The sequence below is a fragment of the Paraburkholderia sp. BR10954 genome (genome assembly GCF_040965775.1).
GTDB lineage: Bacteria > Pseudomonadota > Gammaproteobacteria > Burkholderiales > Burkholderiaceae > Paraburkholderia > Paraburkholderia youngii.
This window is the reverse complement of record NZ_JBFRCK010000004.1, coordinates 149,473-168,273: the sequence shown is the minus strand read 5'-3', so window position 1 is coordinate 168,273 and position 18,801 is coordinate 149,473. Positions and strand designations below refer to the sequence as shown.

16 protein-coding genes are annotated in these 18,801 nt (G+C 65.0%); 7 read left to right on the top strand and 9 right to left on the bottom strand.

Annotated features, from left to right (window positions below; genetic code table 11):
* Positions 1–155: 155 nt before the first annotated feature.
* Both AB4Y34_RS08170 and lpxK read right to left on the bottom strand, forming a co-directional pair.
* Positions 156–359 carry a Trm112 family protein gene (locus AB4Y34_RS08170; RefSeq protein ID WP_007180583.1) on the bottom strand — a complete coding sequence of 68 codons (204 nt, stop codon included), beginning with the start codon at positions 357–359 and terminating at the stop codon, positions 156–158.
* Positions 340–1,356 carry a tetraacyldisaccharide 4'-kinase gene (lpxK, locus tag AB4Y34_RS08165; protein WP_368715741.1) on the bottom strand — a complete coding sequence of 339 codons (1,017 nt, stop codon included), beginning with the start codon at positions 1,354–1,356 and terminating at the stop codon, positions 340–342. Before lpxK ends, AB4Y34_RS08170 begins: the two co-directional genes overlap by 20 nt.
* Before the next feature lie 547 nt (positions 1,357–1,903).
* Here lpxK and xseA point away from each other — a divergent pair.
* The 3 genes from xseA to AB4Y34_RS08150 all read left to right on the top strand — a co-directional run bounded on the left by xseA (position 1,904) and on the right by AB4Y34_RS08150 (position 5,177).
* Positions 1,904–3,283 (top strand): exodeoxyribonuclease VII large subunit, encoded by a 1,380-nt coding sequence (gene xseA / locus AB4Y34_RS08160; RefSeq protein ID WP_368715740.1) that lies wholly within the window; start codon positions 1,904–1,906, stop codon positions 3,281–3,283.
* A 225-nt stretch (positions 3,284–3,508) separates the two neighbouring features.
* Positions 3,509–4,087 (top strand): superoxide dismutase [Fe], encoded by a 579-nt coding sequence (gene sodB / locus AB4Y34_RS08155; RefSeq protein WP_013090345.1) that lies wholly within the window; start codon positions 3,509–3,511, stop codon positions 4,085–4,087.
* A 535-nt stretch (positions 4,088–4,622) separates the two neighbouring features.
* Entirely contained in the window at positions 4,623–5,177 is a 555-nt protein-coding gene (locus tag AB4Y34_RS08150; protein ID WP_368715739.1) for a glycine zipper family protein, read from the top strand.
* A 119-nt stretch (positions 5,178–5,296) separates the two neighbouring features.
* Here AB4Y34_RS08150 and AB4Y34_RS08145 read toward each other — a convergent pair whose 3' ends face one another.
* Both AB4Y34_RS08145 and clpP read right to left on the bottom strand, forming a co-directional pair.
* Positions 5,297–6,844, bottom strand: coding sequence for an NYN domain-containing protein (locus tag AB4Y34_RS08145; RefSeq protein ID WP_368715843.1), 1,548 nt, complete (start codon positions 6,842–6,844; stop codon positions 5,297–5,299).
* Between the two features lie 164 nt (positions 6,845–7,008).
* Positions 7,009–7,656, bottom strand: a complete 648-nt coding sequence (clpP, locus tag AB4Y34_RS08140) for an ATP-dependent Clp endopeptidase proteolytic subunit ClpP (RefSeq protein WP_368715842.1) — start codon at positions 7,654–7,656, stop codon at positions 7,009–7,011.
* Positions 7,657–7,930: 274 nt separating this feature from the next.
* On the opposite strand from clpP, the gene AB4Y34_RS08135 reads away from it, so the two are divergent.
* Entirely contained in the window at positions 7,931–8,986 is a 1,056-nt protein-coding gene (locus tag AB4Y34_RS08135) for a sigma-70 family RNA polymerase sigma factor (RefSeq protein WP_368715738.1), read from the top strand.
* On the opposite strand, the gene AB4Y34_RS08130 is transcribed toward AB4Y34_RS08135, so the two are convergent.
* The 3 genes from AB4Y34_RS08130 to AB4Y34_RS08120 form a co-directional block, all read right to left on the bottom strand.
* Positions 8,942–10,216, bottom strand: coding sequence for an EAL domain-containing protein (locus AB4Y34_RS08130; protein ID WP_368715737.1), 1,275 nt, complete (start codon positions 10,214–10,216; stop codon positions 8,942–8,944). The two genes, AB4Y34_RS08135 and AB4Y34_RS08130, sit on opposite strands and share 45 nt — an antisense overlap.
* A gap of 320 nt (positions 10,217–10,536) precedes the next feature.
* Entirely contained in the window at positions 10,537–11,922 is a 1,386-nt protein-coding gene (gene mdtD, locus AB4Y34_RS08125) for a multidrug transporter subunit MdtD (protein WP_368715841.1), read from the bottom strand.
* A gap of 204 nt (positions 11,923–12,126) precedes the next feature.
* The gene (locus tag AB4Y34_RS08120; protein ID WP_368715736.1) at positions 12,127–13,545 is read right to left on the bottom strand and encodes a PLP-dependent aminotransferase family protein; all 1,419 of its coding nucleotides are present in this window, start codon (positions 13,543–13,545) and stop codon (positions 12,127–12,129) included.
* A 183-nt stretch (positions 13,546–13,728) separates the two neighbouring features.
* Here AB4Y34_RS08120 and AB4Y34_RS08115 point away from each other — a divergent pair, with 183 nt between their 5' ends.
* A complete protein-coding gene (locus tag AB4Y34_RS08115) occupies positions 13,729–14,034 on the top strand; it encodes a DUF2917 domain-containing protein (protein WP_176385117.1) in 306 nt (101 codons plus the stop codon).
* A gap of 89 nt (positions 14,035–14,123) precedes the next feature.
* On the opposite strand, the gene AB4Y34_RS08110 is transcribed toward AB4Y34_RS08115, so the two are convergent.
* Positions 14,124–15,365, bottom strand: coding sequence for a citrate/2-methylcitrate synthase (locus tag AB4Y34_RS08110; RefSeq protein WP_368715735.1), 1,242 nt, complete (start codon positions 15,363–15,365; stop codon positions 14,124–14,126).
* 126 nt (positions 15,366–15,491) lie between these two features.
* Between AB4Y34_RS08110 and AB4Y34_RS08105 the strand changes: the two genes are divergently transcribed.
* Positions 15,492–16,901, top strand: coding sequence for a CoA transferase (locus AB4Y34_RS08105; protein WP_176385121.1), 1,410 nt, complete (start codon positions 15,492–15,494; stop codon positions 16,899–16,901).
* 73 nt (positions 16,902–16,974) lie between these two features.
* Here the strand turns inward: AB4Y34_RS08105 and AB4Y34_RS08100 are convergent, their stop codons facing one another.
* Positions 16,975–17,721, bottom strand: a complete 747-nt coding sequence (locus tag AB4Y34_RS08100) for a GntR family transcriptional regulator (RefSeq protein ID WP_013090333.1) — start codon at positions 17,719–17,721, stop codon at positions 16,975–16,977.
* Between the two features lie 196 nt (positions 17,722–17,917).
* Here AB4Y34_RS08100 and AB4Y34_RS08095 point away from each other — a divergent pair, with 196 nt between their 5' ends.
* Positions 17,918–18,763 (top strand): aldo/keto reductase, encoded by an 846-nt coding sequence (locus tag AB4Y34_RS08095; RefSeq protein WP_368715734.1) that lies wholly within the window; start codon positions 17,918–17,920, stop codon positions 18,761–18,763.
* Positions 18,764–18,801: the final 38 nt, after the last annotated feature.

Genomic DNA, 18,801 nt, shown 5'->3' with positions numbered 1-18,801 from the left:
AGGCTGCGCGCGCGACGCGCACGCAGAGTCGGACGTAAGCCGGAGCGGCTAAAACGGCTACGGATCGATCGTGGAGCACATACGGGCGGGTTGGCGTTGACGAACCTTTGCCCCTTGACCCGCGCGCGAGCGAGACGACGCGGCGCCGCGCCGGGTCAGGCGACCGAGCCGGGATTCAGATCGACCGGCGTGCCTTCGACGGTCTGCCGCGCTTCGTCGACGAGCATCACGGGAATGCCGTCGCGGATCGGATAGGCGAGCTTGTCCGCGTTGCAGATCAGTTCCTGCGCGGCGCGGTCGTAGCTGAGCGGGCCCTTGCAGATCGGGCAAACGAGAATTTCAAGCAGGCGAGCGTCCACGGACTTTCTCCACAACTAATGCAGTGAGGCGGTGATCAAGCGCGGCTTCGACCGGGACTACCCAGATGCGCGCGTCGTGCCAGGCCCCCAATTTTACCGCATCCTTTTCGGTAATCAGGATCGCGTCGGCGTCGACGTCGGTGAACGGATTGCGCTCGAACGCGTAGTGATCGGGCAGTGCGCGCGTCGTGGGCGCGATGCCGGCCGCGCGCACTGTCGCGAAGAAGCGTTCCGGCGCGCCGATGCCGGCCGCGGCCAGCACACGTTGACCGGCGAATTGCGCGAGCGGGCGGCGCAGCGCGGGATTGTCGAGATGCCACGCGTCGGCGGGCGCGAGCTGCAGTGCGAACGTGTTCGGCCACGCGGGCAGCGTGCGCGCGTACGGATCATTGATCAGCGTCGCGTCGCGGCGGCGCGACAACGGCTCGCGCAGTGGCCCGGCCGGCAGCAGGAAGCCGTTGCCGCCGAGCCGGTGATCGAACACGACGAGTTCGACGTCGCGCGCGAGGCGATAGTGCTGCAAGCCGTCGTCGCTGACGATCACGTCGACGTCGCGATGGGCAGCGCACAGCGCCCGCGCGGCGGCGACGCGATCGGGACAGACCCATACGGGTGCGCCGGTGCGGCGCGCGATCAGCAACGGTTCGTCCCCGCCGACGCGCGCCGAAGAACCGGGCGTGACCTGGGTCGGCGTGCTCACGCGCGCGCCGTAGCCGCGCGACACGATGCCAGGCATGAAGCCCGCGGTGCGCAACGCTTCGACGAGCGCGATGACGGTCGGCGTCTTGCCGGTGCCCCCAACCGTCAGGTTGCCGACCACCACCACCGGCACGCCGACGCGCACCGACTTCAGCCAGCCTTGGGAAAACGCGGCGCGGCGCGCGGCCGCGACCGCGCCGAACACGCAGGCAAGCGGCGTCAACGCCCACGCGAGCGGGCCGCGTTGCTGCCATTCGCGCGCGAGGCGCGCTGCGAGACGGTCGCTGAGTTCGCTCATGGGCGGGTTGCGGGCAAGGACTGCGTGCCGTGCGCACTACGCGGGGTCAACTTCAACGCGGTTCTCCGGGCAATCGAATGCAAATACGGTCGAAAAATGAGTTGCAAACCGCGCGGCGAAAGGGCTCGTGCTGATTGGCCTCGGGCCAGCAAGCTCCCTGGCTCACTGCGCGATCGGCATGCCGTCGAACCCGCAACTCTAGCGCGCGGGCGTCCCAGCCGGCAAGTCGCGCAGGGTTTGATGGACGCTGGTCTATGCTATGTGCGGTCGGCCACAGTCTGTGGATAACTTTGTGGAGAACCTGCCATCCGATCGTCCGGGAGGGCCATTCCGTGCGCTTTGGATCGAAGTGCTCGCCCTCAATTGAGATGCAAACGCCATATAAATCAAGGGTCTGCCAGGAATCTATTGGCGTTGGCGGGCGTTCTGGCGGAATTCGTCAGGCGGTTCCCGCCATGTGGACACTTTTAACAATCCTGCGATTCCGGCTGGACTCCGCTCGTCGCTCGGTCTATCGTCTGTCCGGCCAGCGCTATTTATTCCTCGCATGAACCCCGAAAATCCTTTTGCTTCGGCGGCCACACCAGGCGGTGAGGTCGTCGTTCCCGTTTCCGCGCTCAATCGCGCGATCGGCACGATGCTCGAACGCTCGTTTCCACTCGTATGGGTCGCGGGCGAAGTGTCGAACTTCACGCGCGCTGCGAGTGGTCACTGGTATTTCTCGATCAAGGACGCGCAGGCGCAGATGCGCTGTGTGATGTTCCGCGGTCGCGCGCAGTACGCCGAATTCATGCCGCGCGAAGGCGATCGCATCGAAGTGCGCGCCCTCGTGACGATGTACGAACCGCGCGGTGAATTGCAACTGAATGTCGAAGCGGTGCGCCGCACCGGTCAGGGGCGTCTGTACGAAGCGTTCCTGCGGTTGAAGGCGCAACTCGAAGCCGAAGGGTTGTTCGCCGCCGAGCGCAAACGCGCACTGCCGACGCATCCTCGCGCGATCGGTATCGTCACATCGTTGCAGGCGGCCGCATTGCGCGACGTGCTGACGACGCTGTCGCGCCGCGCGCCGCATATTCCGGTGATCGTTTATCCGGCGCCGGTGCAGGGTTCGGGTGTCAGCGCGAAACTGGCGGCGATGGTCGAGACGGCTGGCGCCCGCCGCGAGGTCGACGTGCTGATCGTGTGTCGCGGCGGCGGCTCGATCGAAGATCTGTGGGCCTTCAACGAAGAAGTGCTCGCGCGCGCGATTGCGGAAAGCGTGATACCGGTGGTGAGCGGCGTCGGCCACGAGACCGATTTCACGATTGCCGATTTCGCCGCCGACGTACGTGCGCCGACGCCAACCGGTGCCGCCGAACTCGTGAGTCCGCAGCGCGTCATGCTGCTGCGCGAACTCGATCATCGGCACGCGACGCTTGCGCGTGCGTTCGGCCGCATGATGGAGCGGCGCGCGCAGCAGCTCGACTGGCTGGCGCGCCGGCTCGTGTCGCCGGCCGAGCGGCTCGCGCGGCAGCGTACGCATCTGCAGCAATTGCGCGTGCGGCTCGCGTCGGCGGGCGCGCGGCCGGTGCGGGACGCTCGAGCGCGCTTCTCGCTGCTGCAGATGCGCTGGCAACGCTGGCGTCCGGATCTCGCGGCCGAGCGCACGCGCGTCGACATGCTGGCGCAGCGCCTGAATGCGGCGCTGTCGCGCCAGCATGAACGTCAGCTCGCGCGTATCGACATGCTCCTCGCGCGACTCGAAGCGCTGAGTCCACAGCGCACGCTCGAGCGCGGTTATGCGGCCGTGCTCGACGCGCAAAGCGGGCGGGCGATTCGCACGCCGTCGTCGCTGAAACCCGGACGTCGTTTGACGATGCATCTCGCCGAAGGGTCGGCCGACGTCGCGCTCGCCGACGTGCAGGCGCGTCTGACCGAGGGCTTCTGACGTTTTGCCGGTGGGCGCGTGGCGCCCATCTGCTGTCATGTCCTGCCTGCCGACGACCCGGGCACGCGCCATGCGCACCCTTCCGAAGGGCCTTGCGCACGGCGTGTTCGACATGCCGGACATAAAGGCCGGTCGTTTGCGGGGTTATTCCAACTCGCCTACAATCGAGTGCTCGATAGCGTCATCCGCAGACTCCCCACAACAGATATAGAGAAGGAAAGCACCATGGAACATACGCTCCCGCCGCTGCCGTTTGCGAAAAACGCGCTCGCTCCGCACATGTCGGAAGAGACGCTCGAGTTTCACTATGGCAAGCATCACCAGACCTATGTGACCAACCTGAACAATCTGATCAAGGGCACGGAGTTCGAGAACCTGTCGCTGGAAGAGATCGTCAAGAAGTCGTCGGGCGGTATCTTCAACAATTCGGCTCAGGTGTGGAATCACACGTTCTTCTGGAACAGCCTGTCGCCGCAAGGTGGCGGCGCACCGACCGGCGCGCTCGCGGACGCGATCAACGCGAAGTGGGGTTCGTTCGACAAGTTCAAGGAAGAGTTTGCGAAGACCGCGGTCGGCACGTTCGGCTCGGGCTGGGCATGGCTCGTGAAGAAGGCCGATGGTTCGCTCGACCTCGTGTCGACGAGCAACGCCGCCACGCCGCTCACCACCGACGCCAAGGCTCTGCTGACGATCGACGTCTGGGAGCACGCTTACTACATCGACTATCGCAATGCGCGTCCGAAGTTCGTCGAAGCGTACTGGAACATCGTCAACTGGGACTTCGCGGCGAAGAACTTCGCTTGAGGTTACCGGTTGCAGCTCGTCGTCTGATGTCGTGATCCTTGCGGTCGCGATTGAAGATGGTTAGCTAGAGACGAAAGCCCTCCATCGCGAGGGCTTTTTCCTTTTCTGAGGCGAGCGGAACGGGAGGGGCGCTTCTGAAAGAAGTTTGTCACAGTTGGTAACTGCGATTTCGCGGGGCGCTAAGTGGACCTCGGCCGCCGCCCGTCGACTTCGCCGAGCTGGCGGGGGCGGGCGCGCCGCAGGCAATGCAAGCTGCTGCGGCGGCGAGAATGAGCCGGTTGATTGAGGCGGCCTCCGCGGGGTCGATTGGCTTGGGCGGCGGGGATCGTTTGACGCGAGTGTGGGCGGCGTTCCTTGTCAATTGATTGCCCGCGCATTTACAAGCATCACTTGATATAACGTACCCAATGCCGCGACGATGCGCAGCCGGGTCGAGGCCAGCCGGCCGCGCAAAAACTTTCTGTAACGGAGCCGTAACCACGGAATTTTGCGATTCGCCTAACGTTTGAATTCCAATCCTCCGAAGTGCACAACCATGATTTCCAGCAATAAAACGATCAACCTGGCGATTCCCGCCGCAGTCATCGCGCTCGCGTTAGGCGGTTGCGCAGTGGCGCCACCGAGCGGCCCGAGCATAGCCGCGATGCCGCGCGCCGGCGAGCCGCTCAGCCAGTTCCAACAGAACGACTACGCGTGCCGCGACTACGCGAATCAAACGACGAATCCGTCCGGCGCTGCGCAGGCTGCCACCACGAACAGCGTGAACAGCGCGGCGCTCGGCACGCTCGGCGGCGCGGCGGTCGGCGCGCTGCTCGGCGCCGCGGCGGGCAACGCCGGCGCGGGCGCGGCGATCGGGGCGGGCAGCGGCCTGCTGATCGGCGGCGCGAACGGTGCGAATGGCGCCCAGTACTCGGCGGCCGGCATGCAGGCACGCTATGACACCGCCTACGCCCAGTGCATGACATCGAAGGGCGAGACGATCGCTCAGCCGCAGCCTTACTATTCGACGCAGCCGGTGTATGTCGCGCCCCGTCCTTACTACTACGCACCGCCTCCGCCCGTCATGTATGCGCCTTATCCGGCTTACTGAGTGGTGATAGTGGGGCCGGCCGGCTTGCTCGTCTTGCATTGTCGGCCGGTACCGGGTTTCGTTGCGTAGCCCGGTTGGGTGGTAGCTTGTAGCGACGATCGTCAAATCCGCGCCGCTGCTTACTCCGTGCTGTCCGTCGACGCCGCTTTGCGCGGACGACGGCTGCGAGACGCCGTTTTACGGGCGGCCTTCCTGGCGGCCTCAGATCCTTCTTCCGAATCGACTGCTGGAGCAGGGGCCTCCGCCGGCGCCGCGATCTCAGGGACTTCCTCGATGGTGCGCGGCGTACTTTTCTTCGCTTTCTTCGCGGCGGTTTTGCGGGATGCGCGCTTTTTGGCGCTTTCACGCTGTGCGAGTTGGTCGCTGTCGGCGGTCTGCTCGATTTCTTGACCGAAGACGACCTGTTCAGCGGCAGTATCCGCTGCCGCTTTTACAGCGCGAGCTTCGGTCTCTTCAGCTATCGGTTTAACGACGAACTCATCTGGGAGCGGCGCGTGTTCACGTGGCTCCTGCCGCTGGAGCTGCTCGGCCGGCTGCGCCTGTTCGGTGAGAGTCGGAGCGCCAGCCGCAGGTTCTTCATCAGTCGTTTCGTGGTGACCGCGCTTGCCGTGCGCGGCCTCCTGACCTCGCCCCGCCTTGCGGTTGCCGCGGTCCTTGCGACGCGACTTGTGCTTGCCGCCCGGCTCGGACGCGGCCGCTTGCGCCGCCTGCGCTTGATACGAATGTTCGGCTGCCTGTTCAGCCGACGCCGACTCAGCCGACCCCGTTTCGGCAGACTCTGCCGCGGTTTCGCCGATAGTTTCACTGGCCGCTTCGCTCGCGACGTTCACAGCCGTGCTTCGATAAACGTACGCGCCTGATTTTTCATCGCGGCCGAATTCGAGCAGCCCGCGCGCCTGCGCCTCTTCCAGCAGATTACCGAAAGCGCGAAACCCGTAATACGTTTCGTTGAAATCCGGTTTGCGCCGTTTGATCGCGTTCTTCAGCACGGACGCCCAGATCTTGCCGCTGTCGCCACGTTCGGAAGCGAGTGCGTCGAACGTCTGCACCGCAATTTCAACGGCCTTGCTGCGACGCTTCTCCAGATCTTCCTTCGGCGGGGCTTTCTCTTCGTCAGCCGCACGTTTGGCTGCCTGCTGCGCGCTCTGCTGCTGGCGCGACGATTCGCGCCTCGCGACCGCGCGCTGACTTTCGCGTACGAGATCGTCGTAAAAGAAGAACTCGTCGCAGTTCGCAATCAGCAAATCCGAGGTGGACTGCTGCACACCAACGCCGATGACCTGTTTGGCGTTCTCCCGCAGCTTCGACACGAGCGGCGAAAAATCCGAATCACCACTGATGATGACGAACGTATTGACGTGCGATTTCGTATAACAGAGATCGAGCGCATCGACGACGAGCCGAATGTCGGCGGAATTCTTGCCCGATTGGCGCACATGCGGAATTTCGATCAACTCGAAATTGGCCTCGTGCATGGCCCCTTTGAAACTCTTGTAGCGATCCCAGTCACAATACGCCTTCTTGACGACGATGCTGCCCTTCAGCAGCAGGCGCTCGAGTACAAGCTTGATATCGAACTTGTCGTATTTCGCGTCGCGCACGCCAAGCGCGACATTCTCGAAGTCGCAGAACAGCGCCATGCTGACGTTTTCGTTGGATGACGCCATGTGTATCTCCATTGAAGCGGTCGTCGAAGTCGACGAATCGCGACATGATAGCGATTCCAGCGAAGGTGAGCAGCTTTTGTGGTGCGCTCGCACCGATAGGTGGATGGTAATTTGGAGCAAGCGGTTTGTCTGGCGGCCCAGCGAGCGGCTCCGTGTCAGTTCCGTTACAGGGTGTCGCGACGACTTGCGTTGTTCCACGTCGCGCGAGCTTCCAGCACGTCATCGATCAATCCGTATTCCCGCGCTTCGAGCGCCGACATGAAGTTGTCGCGGTCGGTATCGCGCGCGATATCTTCGATGCTGCGTCCGGTGCGCTCGGCCATCATGGCATTGAGACGCGCTCGCACATACAGCACCTCCTTCGCCTGGATTTCGATGTCCGCCGCGGTGCCCTGACCACCGCCGGAAGGCTGGTGAATCATGATGCGGGCATTGGGTAGCGCATACCGTTTGCCGCGTTGACCCGCGGTGAGCAGAAAGGTGCCCATGCTCGCGGCAAAGCCCGTGCACAAGGTCGAGACCTCCGGCTTGATGAACTGCATGGTGTCGTAAATCGCGAGGCCGTCATACACCGAGCCGCCGGGCGAGTTGATGTAAAAAGAAATATCCTTGTCGGGGTTCTCCGATTCGAGAAACAGCAATTGTGCGACGATCAGACTGGCTGACTGCTCGTTCACGGGCCCGACAAGAAACACGATGCGCTCGCGCAGCAGGCGGGAGTAAATGTCATAGGCGCGCTCGCCCCGGCCGGATTGTTCGATCACCGTGGGCACGAGGCCCAGGGCGGAGACAGATGGGTAACTGGAAGGCATGGGTTCCTCGTTCAGGATGGATGGCACGGGCATTCGGGGATGCACAGGCGGGGATGCGCAGGCGGCCTCGGGGCAGCCGCCGCGTGACATGCGCCGGTTCTTGCTCATTTGACGAAGCAGCGGCCCGAGTTGTGACAGAAATTTTTTTGCGCCGAGCTGTCACATCACCCGTTGCCCGTGCGTCAAGCTCAGGAATACCGAACATGACGCGCGCCTGACCCATGCCACTGGTGTACAGCCGCTTTTTCACGACGCAACATCGGGAGGTCTACGCATGACGGAACAGGGAATCGACAAGGCATCCAGTTTCGAGGCCGCGCGCGCCCGTCTGCTGGCGCTCGCATATCGGATGCTTGGCAGTCGTGCGGAGGCCGAAGACGTGGTGCAGGACGTCTGGCTCAAATGGCATCTGGCCGATAAGCAGGCGGTGCAAACGCCGGTCGCGTGGCTCACCACGCTCACCACCCGCACGGCGATCGACCGTCTGCGGCACGCGCAGCGCGAGCGCGCGTCGCAGGCTTGCGGCTGGTTGCCGGAGCCGTGGCTCGACGAGGTCGCACCATCGGCGGAGGAGTTGGCATTGCGCGCGGCCGATATTTCATATGGCGTGATGTTGCTGCTCGAACATCTGAAGCCAGACGAACGCGCGGCGTTCGTCCTGCATGAAGCGTTCGAGTGCGGTTATGCCGAAATCGCGTCGATTCTCGAGCGCACACCGGCCTCATGCCGGCAAATGGTTCATCGCGCCAAGGAGCGTCTGAAACGGGCGGGCGCGCCGTTGGAGCGGCCCGATCCAGCGGTGCATGGGCGAATCGTCGAGCGATTGCGCGCGGCGCTCGAAGCGCAAGACCGGGCGGGCTTGCTGCAGCTTTTCAACGACGCGCCGCAACTGATCAGCGACGTACCTTTGTACGCTACGCCCACTCCATTCCCTGCGGCCAACCTGGCCCTTCGGGCACAAGGGCCAACACCTGGAGCCGAAGCGCAGCGCGCCCGCGAACCGGGCTCAGGTCCGAAGTGGATCGCTGTGGTTACATCGCTCGCGCAACAGGCGAGCTATACCGAGGTGGTGTCGATGGCGGGTGCCGTGTGTATCGCACTGTTCTGCGACGGCGATATCGTCGGGCTAATCGACGTGGTGACGGACGGCGCAACGGACCTTTCGGCGAGAATCGTCTCGCTGCGCATCGTGGCCAGCGCCGCGCATTTGCGGGCGGCCAACCGAATGCTGGGCCGTGAGGCGGTCAAGGAACTGCTTGCCCGCATCAAGGGCCATCCGCAGGTGTCAGTTGCGGTGAGCCGCGACTTCCCAGTTGATGTCCACGCATAGCACCTGCGTACCATGCGAGTTATGCGCGGCAATCGAGGCCGTGACGCACAGATGCGCTTCGTTGATCGACAGATACGGCGGTGTTAGATGAACCCGCCCCGGTTGACGCATCGCCTGAATGAAGTACGGGCGGCGCTCCCAACTGGCGCCTTCGGAATGCAGCAGCGGGCTGAAGCGCTTTGCGCGTTGCGATGTGCGGCCCGGCGGCAGCACGTTGTCGCCGATCTGCCGGCCCGATCCGTCCAGGACAAAGCAGCGCGCCGTTTCTCCCAGCGCGAGCAGAGGTGCGGTCGCCTGCGTGATCGATTCCCCGGCAATCAACTGAGCTGCGGCAGCCTCGAGCGCAGTGACATACGGCGCGAGCCGCGCGGATTGCGCTTTCTCCCGAGCGGCAACGCGTTCGCGCAGCGAAGCGGAGAGCGAATCCATCAGGCCAGCGGCAACCTGCGGCTTGACGGGTTCGACGCTCGGGCCGGCGAAAAATGCGCCCTGGACGAAGTCCACATTGCATTCGAGCGCGATCAGCGCGTCGCGCTCGGTGCTCAGACCGCCCATCAGCACCAGTTGCCCGGACTCGTGCAACAGGGAGACGAGGCCCGGCAACACGCGTTCGATATGCGAGTGTTCACTCGCTTGCGCGAGGATGCAGCGGTCGAGCGTCACGATGTCCGGCCGCAGATTCCACACGCGGTCGATGTTCGAATGCTTCGCACCAAAGCCGTCGAGCGCGATCAGAAAACCGGACTTGCGCAGCGAATCGACGATTTCGGCGAAGCGCGTTGTTTCGCCGCCGGCCTGTTCGGAAACTTCGAGCACCACGCGTTGCGGCGGGAGGCCGAGCGTCTTCAGGCTGGCAAGGAGCGCGTCGCCGTAGCTGGTGTCCATCAGCGCGGCCGGATGCAGGCTGAGGAAGAGCCATTCGTCGTGGCTGTCGAACGCGTTGAAGTTGCCGAGGTGCAGCGATTCGGCCAGCCGTCCGAGTTCGAGCAGGTCGCCGCGTCGCGCGGCCTGCGTAAAGACTTCGTGCGAGGGCACTTGCTGCTCATGCTCGTCGTGCACGCGCAGCGACGCGTGATACCCGATCGCGCGCCGGTGCGATACCGAGAAGACCGGTTGAAACACGCTGAAAACGGTGTAGCCGCCATACAGAACGGTACGGCGGGAGCCTTCGTCGCCGGCCATCGGGCGTGGTGGCTGGAAGCCGGGATGTTCGAGTTCGATCATGCTCATCATGTCGGTCGTGTGGAAACGGCGGCGCTTGCAGGGCTCCACAGGAGTTCGCACGCGCAGACTAAGAGTTTACAGGATAGTCGAGCAAGAACTATGCGCGTGTACCAACAAGGCTCGAGCGCCCACCAGCAATGCTCCGAGGAAAACGTGCTGCGCCCGCTCCGCTATGAAGGCGACGACACGCACTTCACTGGTGCGGCACGCGCCCTGTTGCGGGTCGGTGACGCTGTTCAAGGATGCTGCGTGCGCGCCGCGCGGAGCGTTGCCAGGAAATCCGTTTGTGAGCGCGCGAGGATGCGTCGTCCTGGCGCGCGCGGCTTTCAGGTTCGCTCTGACGGATCGGTCTTCTTCGCTGGCGTGCGGATCTCCGGCGACAACTGCGCAAAGATCCATGACGAACATGCGGTAATGACGCCGACACACAGGAACGTTGCATGAAACGCCGGCAGCGAATTCGCGGCGGTCACACGCTGCATGATGCCGGTAAAGGTCGTCAGCAACGCACCGGCCACGGTCACGCCGAGACTCATCGAAAGCATCTGCACGAGCGAAAACAGGCTATTGCCGCTGCTCGCGCCGCCAGTGCCCAGGTCCTTCAGCGTCAACGTGTTCATCGCGGTGAACTGCATCGAGTTCACGCCGCCAAAGATCGCCAGTTGCACGAGCCGCAGCCACAGCGGCTGATTCGTGCTCGTGAGCGCGAAACTCGCCATCATCAGACCCACCAGAATCGTGTTCGCCATCAGCACGCGCCGGTAGCTGTACTTCAGAATCAGCGTCGTCACGAGACGCTTCGTTGCCATGCCCGCGGCCGCCACGGGCAGCATCATCAGCCCGGCTTCGAATGCGCTATAGCCGAGGCTCACCTGCAACAGCAGAGGAATCAGGTAGGGCATCGAGCCGCTGCCGATCCGCGCGAACAGATTGCCGAGCAGCCCGACGCTAAACGTGTGAATCTTGAACAGATCGAGCGGAAAGATCGGCTCGGGCTCGCGCACCGCGTGCAGACCATAGGCAACGAAGCACGCCATGCTCAGAATCAGCAGCACCAGCACCGTCGCATGTTGAATGCCGAACTCGGTGCGGCCATCGAGCGCGAACGAAAGTGCCACCATGCCCACCACCAGCAGCAGGTAGCCGCCGAGGTCGAATTTGCCAGTGTGTTCGTTGCGGCTATCCGGCATGAAAATAAACGTGGCAATGCAGCCCACGATGCCTACCGGCACGTTGATCAGAAAGATCCAGTGCCACGACGCGATTTTGACGAGCCAGCCGCCGAGCGTCGGTCCGATCAACGGTCCGATCAGGCCCGGGATCGCCACGAAGGCCAACGCCGGCAGATAGCGCTCCGCCGGAAAGGTACGCAGCACCGCGAGCCGCCCAACCGGCAGCAGCATCGCGCCGCCCACGCCTTGCAGAATGCGGAAGAGCACCAGTTGGTTCAGCGTGCGCGCGTTCGCGCACAGCAGCGAGCCCACCGCGAACACGAGGATCGCACTGAAGAACACGCGCCGCGTGCCGAGTCTGTCGGCGAGCCAGCCGGACACGGGGATCATCACCGCCATTGTCAGCGAGTAGGCGATCACCACCGATTGCATGCGCAGCGGCAGCTCGCCGAGGCTTGTCGCCATCGCGGGGAGTGCGGTGTTGACGATCGTCGAATCGAGCGTCTGCATGAAGAAGCCGGTGGCGACCAGCCACAGCATCACCGTCAGTGCGCGGGGCGAAGGACCAGAGGGGAGGTCGGGAGCGAGGGCGGGCGGAGTCGGCGTCGTAGACATATCAAGCGGCTGGGCGCGCTCGGTCGGGCTGGGACTCGCTATTCTAGGGAAAAGCGACTCCTGACGCAGCGCGCGGCGCAGTCTTGCGCAGGCGTCGGCGCTGCGTCTCGGCGGCGCTCTGCGCCGTCTTCACACATCAGCCGGCAACTGCGCCGCCGCCTGAAAAAACGCCTGCGCCCGTGGCTCGTTGCCAAACGCCACATGAATCCTGATCCACGGGCTCGCCTCCCGATTCGGCCTGAAGTGTTGTCCAGGCAGCACCGTCACACCGAGCGGCACACCGCATTCAACGAGCCGCTCGGCGTCCGTGACATGGGGCACGCGCGCCCACACGAACTTGCCGCCCGCTGGTTCTTCGAAAATCTCCCAGCCGGAATCTTCGAGTGTCTGGACGGTCGAGCCGAGCGCGCCGCGCATCTGGCGGCGCAGTCGCTCCAGATATTTGCGATATGCGCCGCGCTCCAGCATCGACACCGCCACCGCTTCGGCAAACCGCGAGCCGCCGATGCTCGTCAGCATCTTGATATCGACCAGATCCTTGATGATCGCGTGACTCGCAACCACGCAGCCGATCCGTAGCGACGACGACAGCGTCTTCGACAGTCCGCCGATGTAGATCACCTGTTCGAGTTGGTCGAGGGTCGCGAGGCGATCGGTGAGCTCGGTCTGAAAATCCGCGTAGATATCGTCCTCGATAATCTGGAAGCCATGCTCACGCGCCAGTTGCAGCAAACGGAACGCGACCTGCGGTGCGACCGTGGTGCCGGTCGGATTGTGGAACACGGTGTTGATGAGCAGCAATCTGGGCCGGTGCAGCTTCAGTTGCGCCTGCATCGCATCGAGGTCGGGACCGCTGCCGGTGCGCGGAATGCCGATCAGCTTCATGCCGTGCAGTCGCAACAGGCCGTAGAGGTTGTAGTAACCGGGGTCCTCGACAAAGATCGTGTCGCCAGGCTTCAGCATGTAGCGCACGAGCAGATCGAACGCCTGGCTCGCGCCATTGGTGATCAGAATCTGCGACGCGTCCGCCTGGATGCCCAACTGGCCAATACGGCCGCGCAACTGTTCGCGCAAGACGGGATTGCCGAGCGGCGTCGCGTATTCGACCATGCTCGCCGGATCGGTTCGCGACACGTGGCGAATCGCCTGCGCAATGCCATCGATGTCGCGCCAGCTTTCGGGAATGAAGCCGGTGCTGAGCTTCAGCGTCTCGCCCGGAAAGTTGAATTGCTCGAGCAAATGGTCCGACTCGACATCGGCGCGGCGCGGGTCCGACGTGCCTTGGCAACGCATGTCCGTCGGCTGGCGATCGGCGACGTAAAAGCCGGAGCCGTGGCGCGAGTCGACATAGCCGAGCGACACCAGCCGGTCGTATGCCTCGATCACCGGGAAGCGGCTCACGCCGAAGTCGGCGGCGAACTGGCGGATCGACGGCAGCTTCGAGCCAGGATGCGCATTGCGCGAACGGATCCACGCCGAAACGCCCGTGACGATCTGCTCGGTAAGCGGTACGCCGTTGTCCCGATCGAGCTGGATTTCGAGTTTCATACGCTTGCCTTTTGTCGCCGGCCCGCGAGCGCGCAAGCTCGTAACCTGCGTCGGGCGAGCCATGCCAACTGTTCGGTTTTTTGACTGAACAGTTCCGATGAAAGTGTTCGGAACTGTGCATGGGTTTCCGATCATCGCACGCCAATAATCGGTACAACAGAAAGTTCTTCGAGGAGAACGGCGATGCGAGAAGTGCGAGTTTTCGAACTGGAACATGGCGAACCCGTCACGGCCTGGCGCGTTGCGCGCCCGTCGATTTTGAAAGTGATCAGCGGCAAGGTCTGGCTGACCGTCGAGGGCGAGCATGAAGATCACTGGCTCGGGGCAGGGCAGTCGATCGAGTTGGCGCGCGGATCGGTGGCATGGATCAGCGCAGGGCGGGAGGGGGCGCATTTCGCGCTGGCGAGCGGCTCGCAACGCAAGCTGCCGACGCTGCTACTCGGCTGGCCGATACCGGCCTGGCTGGCGCGTCGACCGGGCGTGGTCTGATGCGGGGCGAACGGCGAGCCGCCGCTTTGCAGGTCCGACGTAGCGCCTAAGCAGACCTTAGCAGCCCCTGAGCAGCCCCTAAGCAGCCCCTAAGCAGCCTCTCCCGCCTGATACTCCCCGATATACCGCGCTCGCGGCCGGATTAACCTGCCATCGCGCGTCTGCTCCATCGCGTGCGCGATCCAGCCGACCACCCGCCCGAGCGCAAAGAGCGTGAATGCGGCGCCGGTCGGCAAGCCGAGCACGCGCTCGATCGCCGCAAGCGCGAAATCCACGGTCGGCTCGGCGCCGGTCGTGTCGCGCACCGCACGTGCAAGGTGCAGCACCTCGTTGAGCGGCGAGCGGGCCGGCGCGCAGTCGGCGAGCATCGTCAGCAACAACCGCGCGCGCGGATCGCCGTCCGGGTACAGCGGATGACCGAAGCCCGACAGCACCGGACCTTGCGCGCCGTGCTCGTGCCGCGCGAGGCGGTTCGCCAGATAGCGGTCCAGATCGGGCGAGCGCGACGCTTCATCGAGCAGGGCCGCAATGCGCACGGTTTCGCCGCCGTGACGCGGCCCGGAGAGCGCCGCGAGGCCTCCCGCGACCGCGCCGAACAAGTGCGTGCCCGTCGACGTGATGCAGCGGACCGTGAACGTGGACGCGTTCAGCTCGTGATCCGCGCACGCGACCAGCGCCGCGCGCAGCAGCCCGTTTTGCGGCCGGCTGCGCACCCGCCAGGCCGTCGCGATCTGGCGATGCAGCGGTTCGTTCGACGGCGCCGCCGGCAGCATCGCGGCGGCCAGCAGCCGCATCACGGCGCACGCGGTGTCCAGCTGGGCGTCGCGGCCGAGCGCCCACACGCGCGGCATCTGCGCGGCGGCGGCCGGCAGCAGCACGAGCGCGCGATCGAGCGGGGTGCTGTCACTCCACAGCTTGAGCCACGCAGCCCATTGCGCGGGGGCGAGCGGCACGGCGGGCGCATCGGCGATGCGCCGCGCGCTGCATTGCCAAAGCAGCGCCGCGACGTCTTCGAGTGACGCACTGCGTGCAAGCTCGATCGCATCGTGCCCGCGATACAGCAGCCGACCGTCCGCGACCAGCGTGATCGACGATTCGAGCACCGGCACGCCCCAGTCGAGCACCTTCTGCGCGACCTTGCCCGCTCGCTTGCCGTCGGCCTTGCGACGCGCAAGGCGCCGCACCTCGGCGGCATCGTAGAGGCGATGCCTGCCTTGCGCATCCGGCGACGAGCCGAGCATCCCGCGGCTCACGTACGCGTACAGCGTCGGCAAGCTGACGCCGAGCGTCGCGGCCGCTTCGGCGGCGGTCAGATAAATCGGGGCTGACATGAAAGCGAGTGAAAACCGAAGAAATCAATATATGTTGATTATCATAATCAAGATTGATTGCAGCAAGGCGCAAATTTAGACTCGGTGCACCTGCTTCCTGTGCGCGCGGTCAACGCGCCCGATGCCATGACACCCGAACTCGCCCTCAAGCACATCTGGACTCTCGCCGGCTGCGATCCGGTCGCACTGCACGCCGTATCGCTTGCCGGCGCGGACCCCGGCTTGCCTTCGGTCTATCGCGTCGGCAGCCTCGCGTCGTCGACCATCGCGGCGACGGGCCTCGCGGCCGCCGAATACTGGCACCTGCGCAGCGGACACAGGCAACGGGTGTCGGTGCAGATGCATCGCGCGCTGGCGGCGTTTCGCAGCGAACGCTATCTGCGGATCGACGATGGGCCGCCGCCCGCGCTGCGCGATCCGGTCACTGGCTTCTACGAAACGGGCGACGGCCGCTGGATCCAGCTGCACACGAATTTTGCGCATCATTTGAAGGGCGTGCTCGACGTGCTCGGCTGTGACAACGGCCGGGAGTCGGTGGCGGCCGCGATTCGCGGCTGGGAGGGCGCGACGCTCGATCAAACGCTCGCCGACGCGGGCCTATGCGCCGCCTTGATTCGCACGCCCGACGAATGGGCCGCGCTCGAGCAGGCCAAAGCGATCGGGCGCCTGCCGCTGTTCGAGATCGAGCGCATCGGCGACGCGCCGGCCGAGCCGCCGCGCCACGCCGACGCCGACGCCGAACCAGGCGTCGATCGTCCGCTCGCGTGCGTGCGGGTACTGGATCTGTCGCGGATCATCGCCGGACCGGTGGCCGGCCGCGCGCTCGCGCATCATGGCGCGGACGTGATGACGATCAACGGGCCGCATCTGCCGAACATCGCGCCGCTCGTGATAGACAACGGCCGCGGCAAGCGTTCGGCGCTCGTCGATCTGCGCGACGCCGCTGGCTGCGACACGTTGCGCGGACTCGCGCGCGATGCCGACGTGTTCCTGCAGGCCTATCGTCCGGGCGCGCTCGCGGCGCGCGGCTTCGGGCCGGACGAGCTGGCGCGCCTGCGGCCTGGCATCGTCTATGTGTCGGTGTGCGCGTACGGGTACACGGGGCCGTGGGCGCAGCGACGCGGCTTCGATAGTCTGGTGCAGTCGGCGAGCGGCATCGCGTGGACGGAGCGCGCGGCGGCGGGTTCGGCCGAGCCACGGCATCTGCCGTGTCAGGCGCTCGATCACGCGACCGGCTATCTGGCCGCGTTCGGCGCGATGGTCGCGCTCGCGCGGCGGGCTCGCGAAGGCGGCAGCTGGCATGTGAAGGTGTCGCTTGCGCAGACCGGGCGCTGGCTGCAGTCGTTCGGGCTGCTGGTCGATGGACAGCAGGCGCCCGAGATGTCGCTCGACGATGTGCGCGATTGCGTCGCGAGCGTGCAATCGGAGTTTGGGTGCGTGCTGGGCGTTCAGCCCGCCGAAGAACTGGAACAGACGCCGGCGTTTTATGCGCTGCCGCCGGCGCGCATCGGCGCGCACGAAGCCCGGTGGACGTAACAGGGCAGCGTGCGCCGCGTTGGAGTTTGAAGCGCGGCGCGCCCGGCTGCGTGACCATTCACCGAGCCGCAGCCTACTTCCTCAACTCCGCCACGAAGTCGTAGTAATCGTTGCGGCAGTACGTGTCCGTCAACTCGATAGCGCGCTGATCCGCCGTATAGCCCACGCGCGTGATCAACAGCAACGCCTCGTTCGGCGCGATGCTCATCTGCTGCGCGATCTCGTCGCTCGCGTTCACCGCGCGGAAGTGCTGCAACGCGCGCACGATCGTCAGTCCGCGATTCTCCAGATATGTGTACAGGGAGTCGCCGATTGCCTGCGGATCGGGAATCACCGCGGCCGGGAACGTCGAATTCTCGACCGCCATCACGATGCCGTCGGCGAGCCTCAGCCGCCGCAGCCGTGTGACCGCGGCGGCCGGGGACAGCCCCAACTGGATCACCTCGTCGCGATTGGCCGGCGAGATTTCCCGCGACAGCCACTTCGAACTCGGTGTGAAGCCGCGCCGCCGCAGCATTTCGCTGAAGCTCGACAGGCGCGACAACGGATCTTCATAGCGCGGCGTGATGAAGCTGCCCGCGCCCTGGGTGCGGCGAATCAAACCCTGCTCGACGAGCAGCGCGATCGCCTTACGCGACGTGATGCGCGATACGCCGAGCGCCTCCGACAGCACCCGCTCGGAGGGGAGCGCCTCACCGGCGTTCCAGCGGTTTTCGTGGATCGCGCTGCCGAGCTTGCGGGCAAGTTGCAGATAGAGCGGCGTGTCGTTTTCCGGGTCCGGGCGCAGGTCGCGCCAGCGGTCTTCCGAGGCAGAGGTCATGGGGCTCACGCAAGATGGGCAAGCGGCAATTTTAAAACATCGGCGCGCCCCGTTATAGCGGGCTTTTGCCTGGCGCGCCGTCGTGAGGCCGCGGAGCCGCTAAACTCATCTCCAGGTTTTTCGCAGCGTGCGTTGCGCGGTGAGGCCGCGCGCAATTGCATCGCATCCGGATCGAGCCACTTTCGAAGGAGTCAGCATGACGAGCGAAATCGTAAGCGTGAGCTTGCCGGGCGGCGAGCGCATTCCGGCGCTGGGGCAGGGCACGTGGGAGATGGGCGAGCGGCAAGCACGACGCGCGGCGGAAATCGATGCGCTGCGCTGCGGCATCGAACTCGGCATGACGCTGATCGACACCGCCGAAATGTACGGCGACGGCGCGACCGAGTCGCTGCTCGGCGAAGCGCTCGCCGGTTTGCGCGACAAGGTGTTTCTGGTCAGCAAGGTGTATCCGCACAACGCCAGCCGGCGCGGCGTGATCGCCGCGTGCGAGCAGAGCCTGAAGCGTCTGAAGACGGACCGGCTGGATTTGTATCTGCTGCACTGGCGTGGCTCGGTGCCGCTCGCGGACACCGTCGACGGCTTCGAGGCGCTGCGGCGCGCGGGCAAGATCCGTCACTGGGGCGTGAGCAACTTCGATACCGACGACATGGAAGAACTCATCGCGACGCCAGGCGGCGACGCATGCGCGACCGACCAGATTCTGTACAACGTGGCGCGGCGCGGGCCGGAGTTCGATCTGCTGCCATGGCTCGCCGAGCGCGGCACGCCGGCGATGGCATACAGCCCGATCGATCATGCGCGGCTGCCGAAACGCTCGCCGCTCGACGACATCGCGGACGCGCGCGGCGTCTCCGTGTTTCAGGTGGCGCTCGCGTGGGTGCTGGGCAAGCCCAATGTGTGCGCGATTCCGAAGGCGGCGCGGGTCGAGCATGTGCGCGACAACTATCGCGCGTCGCAACTGGTGCTGGAAGCCGGCGAACTCGCCGCGCTCGACGCGTACTTCAAGCCGTCGCGCGGCAAGCGTGCGCTGGAGATGTTGTAAGCGCCGGCGCGGCCGCCGTCCGTTGCGGAGCGGTGGCG

Bases quoted from the DNA above. Each gene is read 5' to 3' on its own strand.
- AB4Y34_RS08145 (WP_368715843.1), bottom strand. From the start codon at position 6,844: ATGGCGTCATCCAACGAAAACGTCAGCATGGCGCTGTTCTGCGACTTC.
- AB4Y34_RS08120 (WP_368715736.1), bottom strand. From the start codon at position 13,545: ATGAAACTCGAAATCCAGCTCGATCGGGACAACGGCGTACCGCTTACC.
- AB4Y34_RS08130 (WP_368715737.1), bottom strand. From the start codon at position 10,216: ATGAGCATGATCGAACTCGAACATCCCGGCTTCCAGCCACCACGCCCG.
- mdtD (WP_368715841.1), bottom strand. From the start codon at position 11,922: ATGCTGTGGCTGGTCGCCACCGGCTTCTTCATGCAGACGCTCGATTCG.
- clpP (WP_368715842.1), bottom strand. From the start codon at position 7,656: ATGCCTTCCAGTTACCCATCTGTCTCCGCCCTGGGCCTCGTGCCCACG.
- AB4Y34_RS08150 (WP_368715739.1), top strand. From the start codon at position 4,623: ATGATTTCCAGCAATAAAACGATCAACCTGGCGATTCCCGCCGCAGTC.
- AB4Y34_RS08100 (WP_013090333.1), bottom strand. From the start codon at position 17,721: ATGACCTCTGCCTCGGAAGACCGCTGGCGCGACCTGCGCCCGGACCCG.
- lpxK (WP_368715741.1), bottom strand. From the start codon at position 1,356: ATGAGCGAACTCAGCGACCGTCTCGCAGCGCGCCTCGCGCGCGAATGG.
- sodB (WP_013090345.1), top strand. From the start codon at position 3,509: ATGGAACATACGCTCCCGCCGCTGCCGTTTGCGAAAAACGCGCTCGCT.
- AB4Y34_RS08110 (WP_368715735.1), bottom strand. From the start codon at position 15,365: ATGTCAGCCCCGATTTATCTGACCGCCGCCGAAGCGGCCGCGACGCTC.
- AB4Y34_RS08115 (WP_176385117.1), top strand. From the start codon at position 13,729: ATGCGAGAAGTGCGAGTTTTCGAACTGGAACATGGCGAACCCGTCACG.
- xseA (WP_368715740.1), top strand. From the start codon at position 1,904: ATGAACCCCGAAAATCCTTTTGCTTCGGCGGCCACACCAGGCGGTGAG.
- AB4Y34_RS08105 (WP_176385121.1), top strand. From the start codon at position 15,492: ATGACACCCGAACTCGCCCTCAAGCACATCTGGACTCTCGCCGGCTGC.
- AB4Y34_RS08135 (WP_368715738.1), top strand. From the start codon at position 7,931: ATGACGGAACAGGGAATCGACAAGGCATCCAGTTTCGAGGCCGCGCGC.
- AB4Y34_RS08095 (WP_368715734.1), top strand. From the start codon at position 17,918: ATGACGAGCGAAATCGTAAGCGTGAGCTTGCCGGGCGGCGAGCGCATT.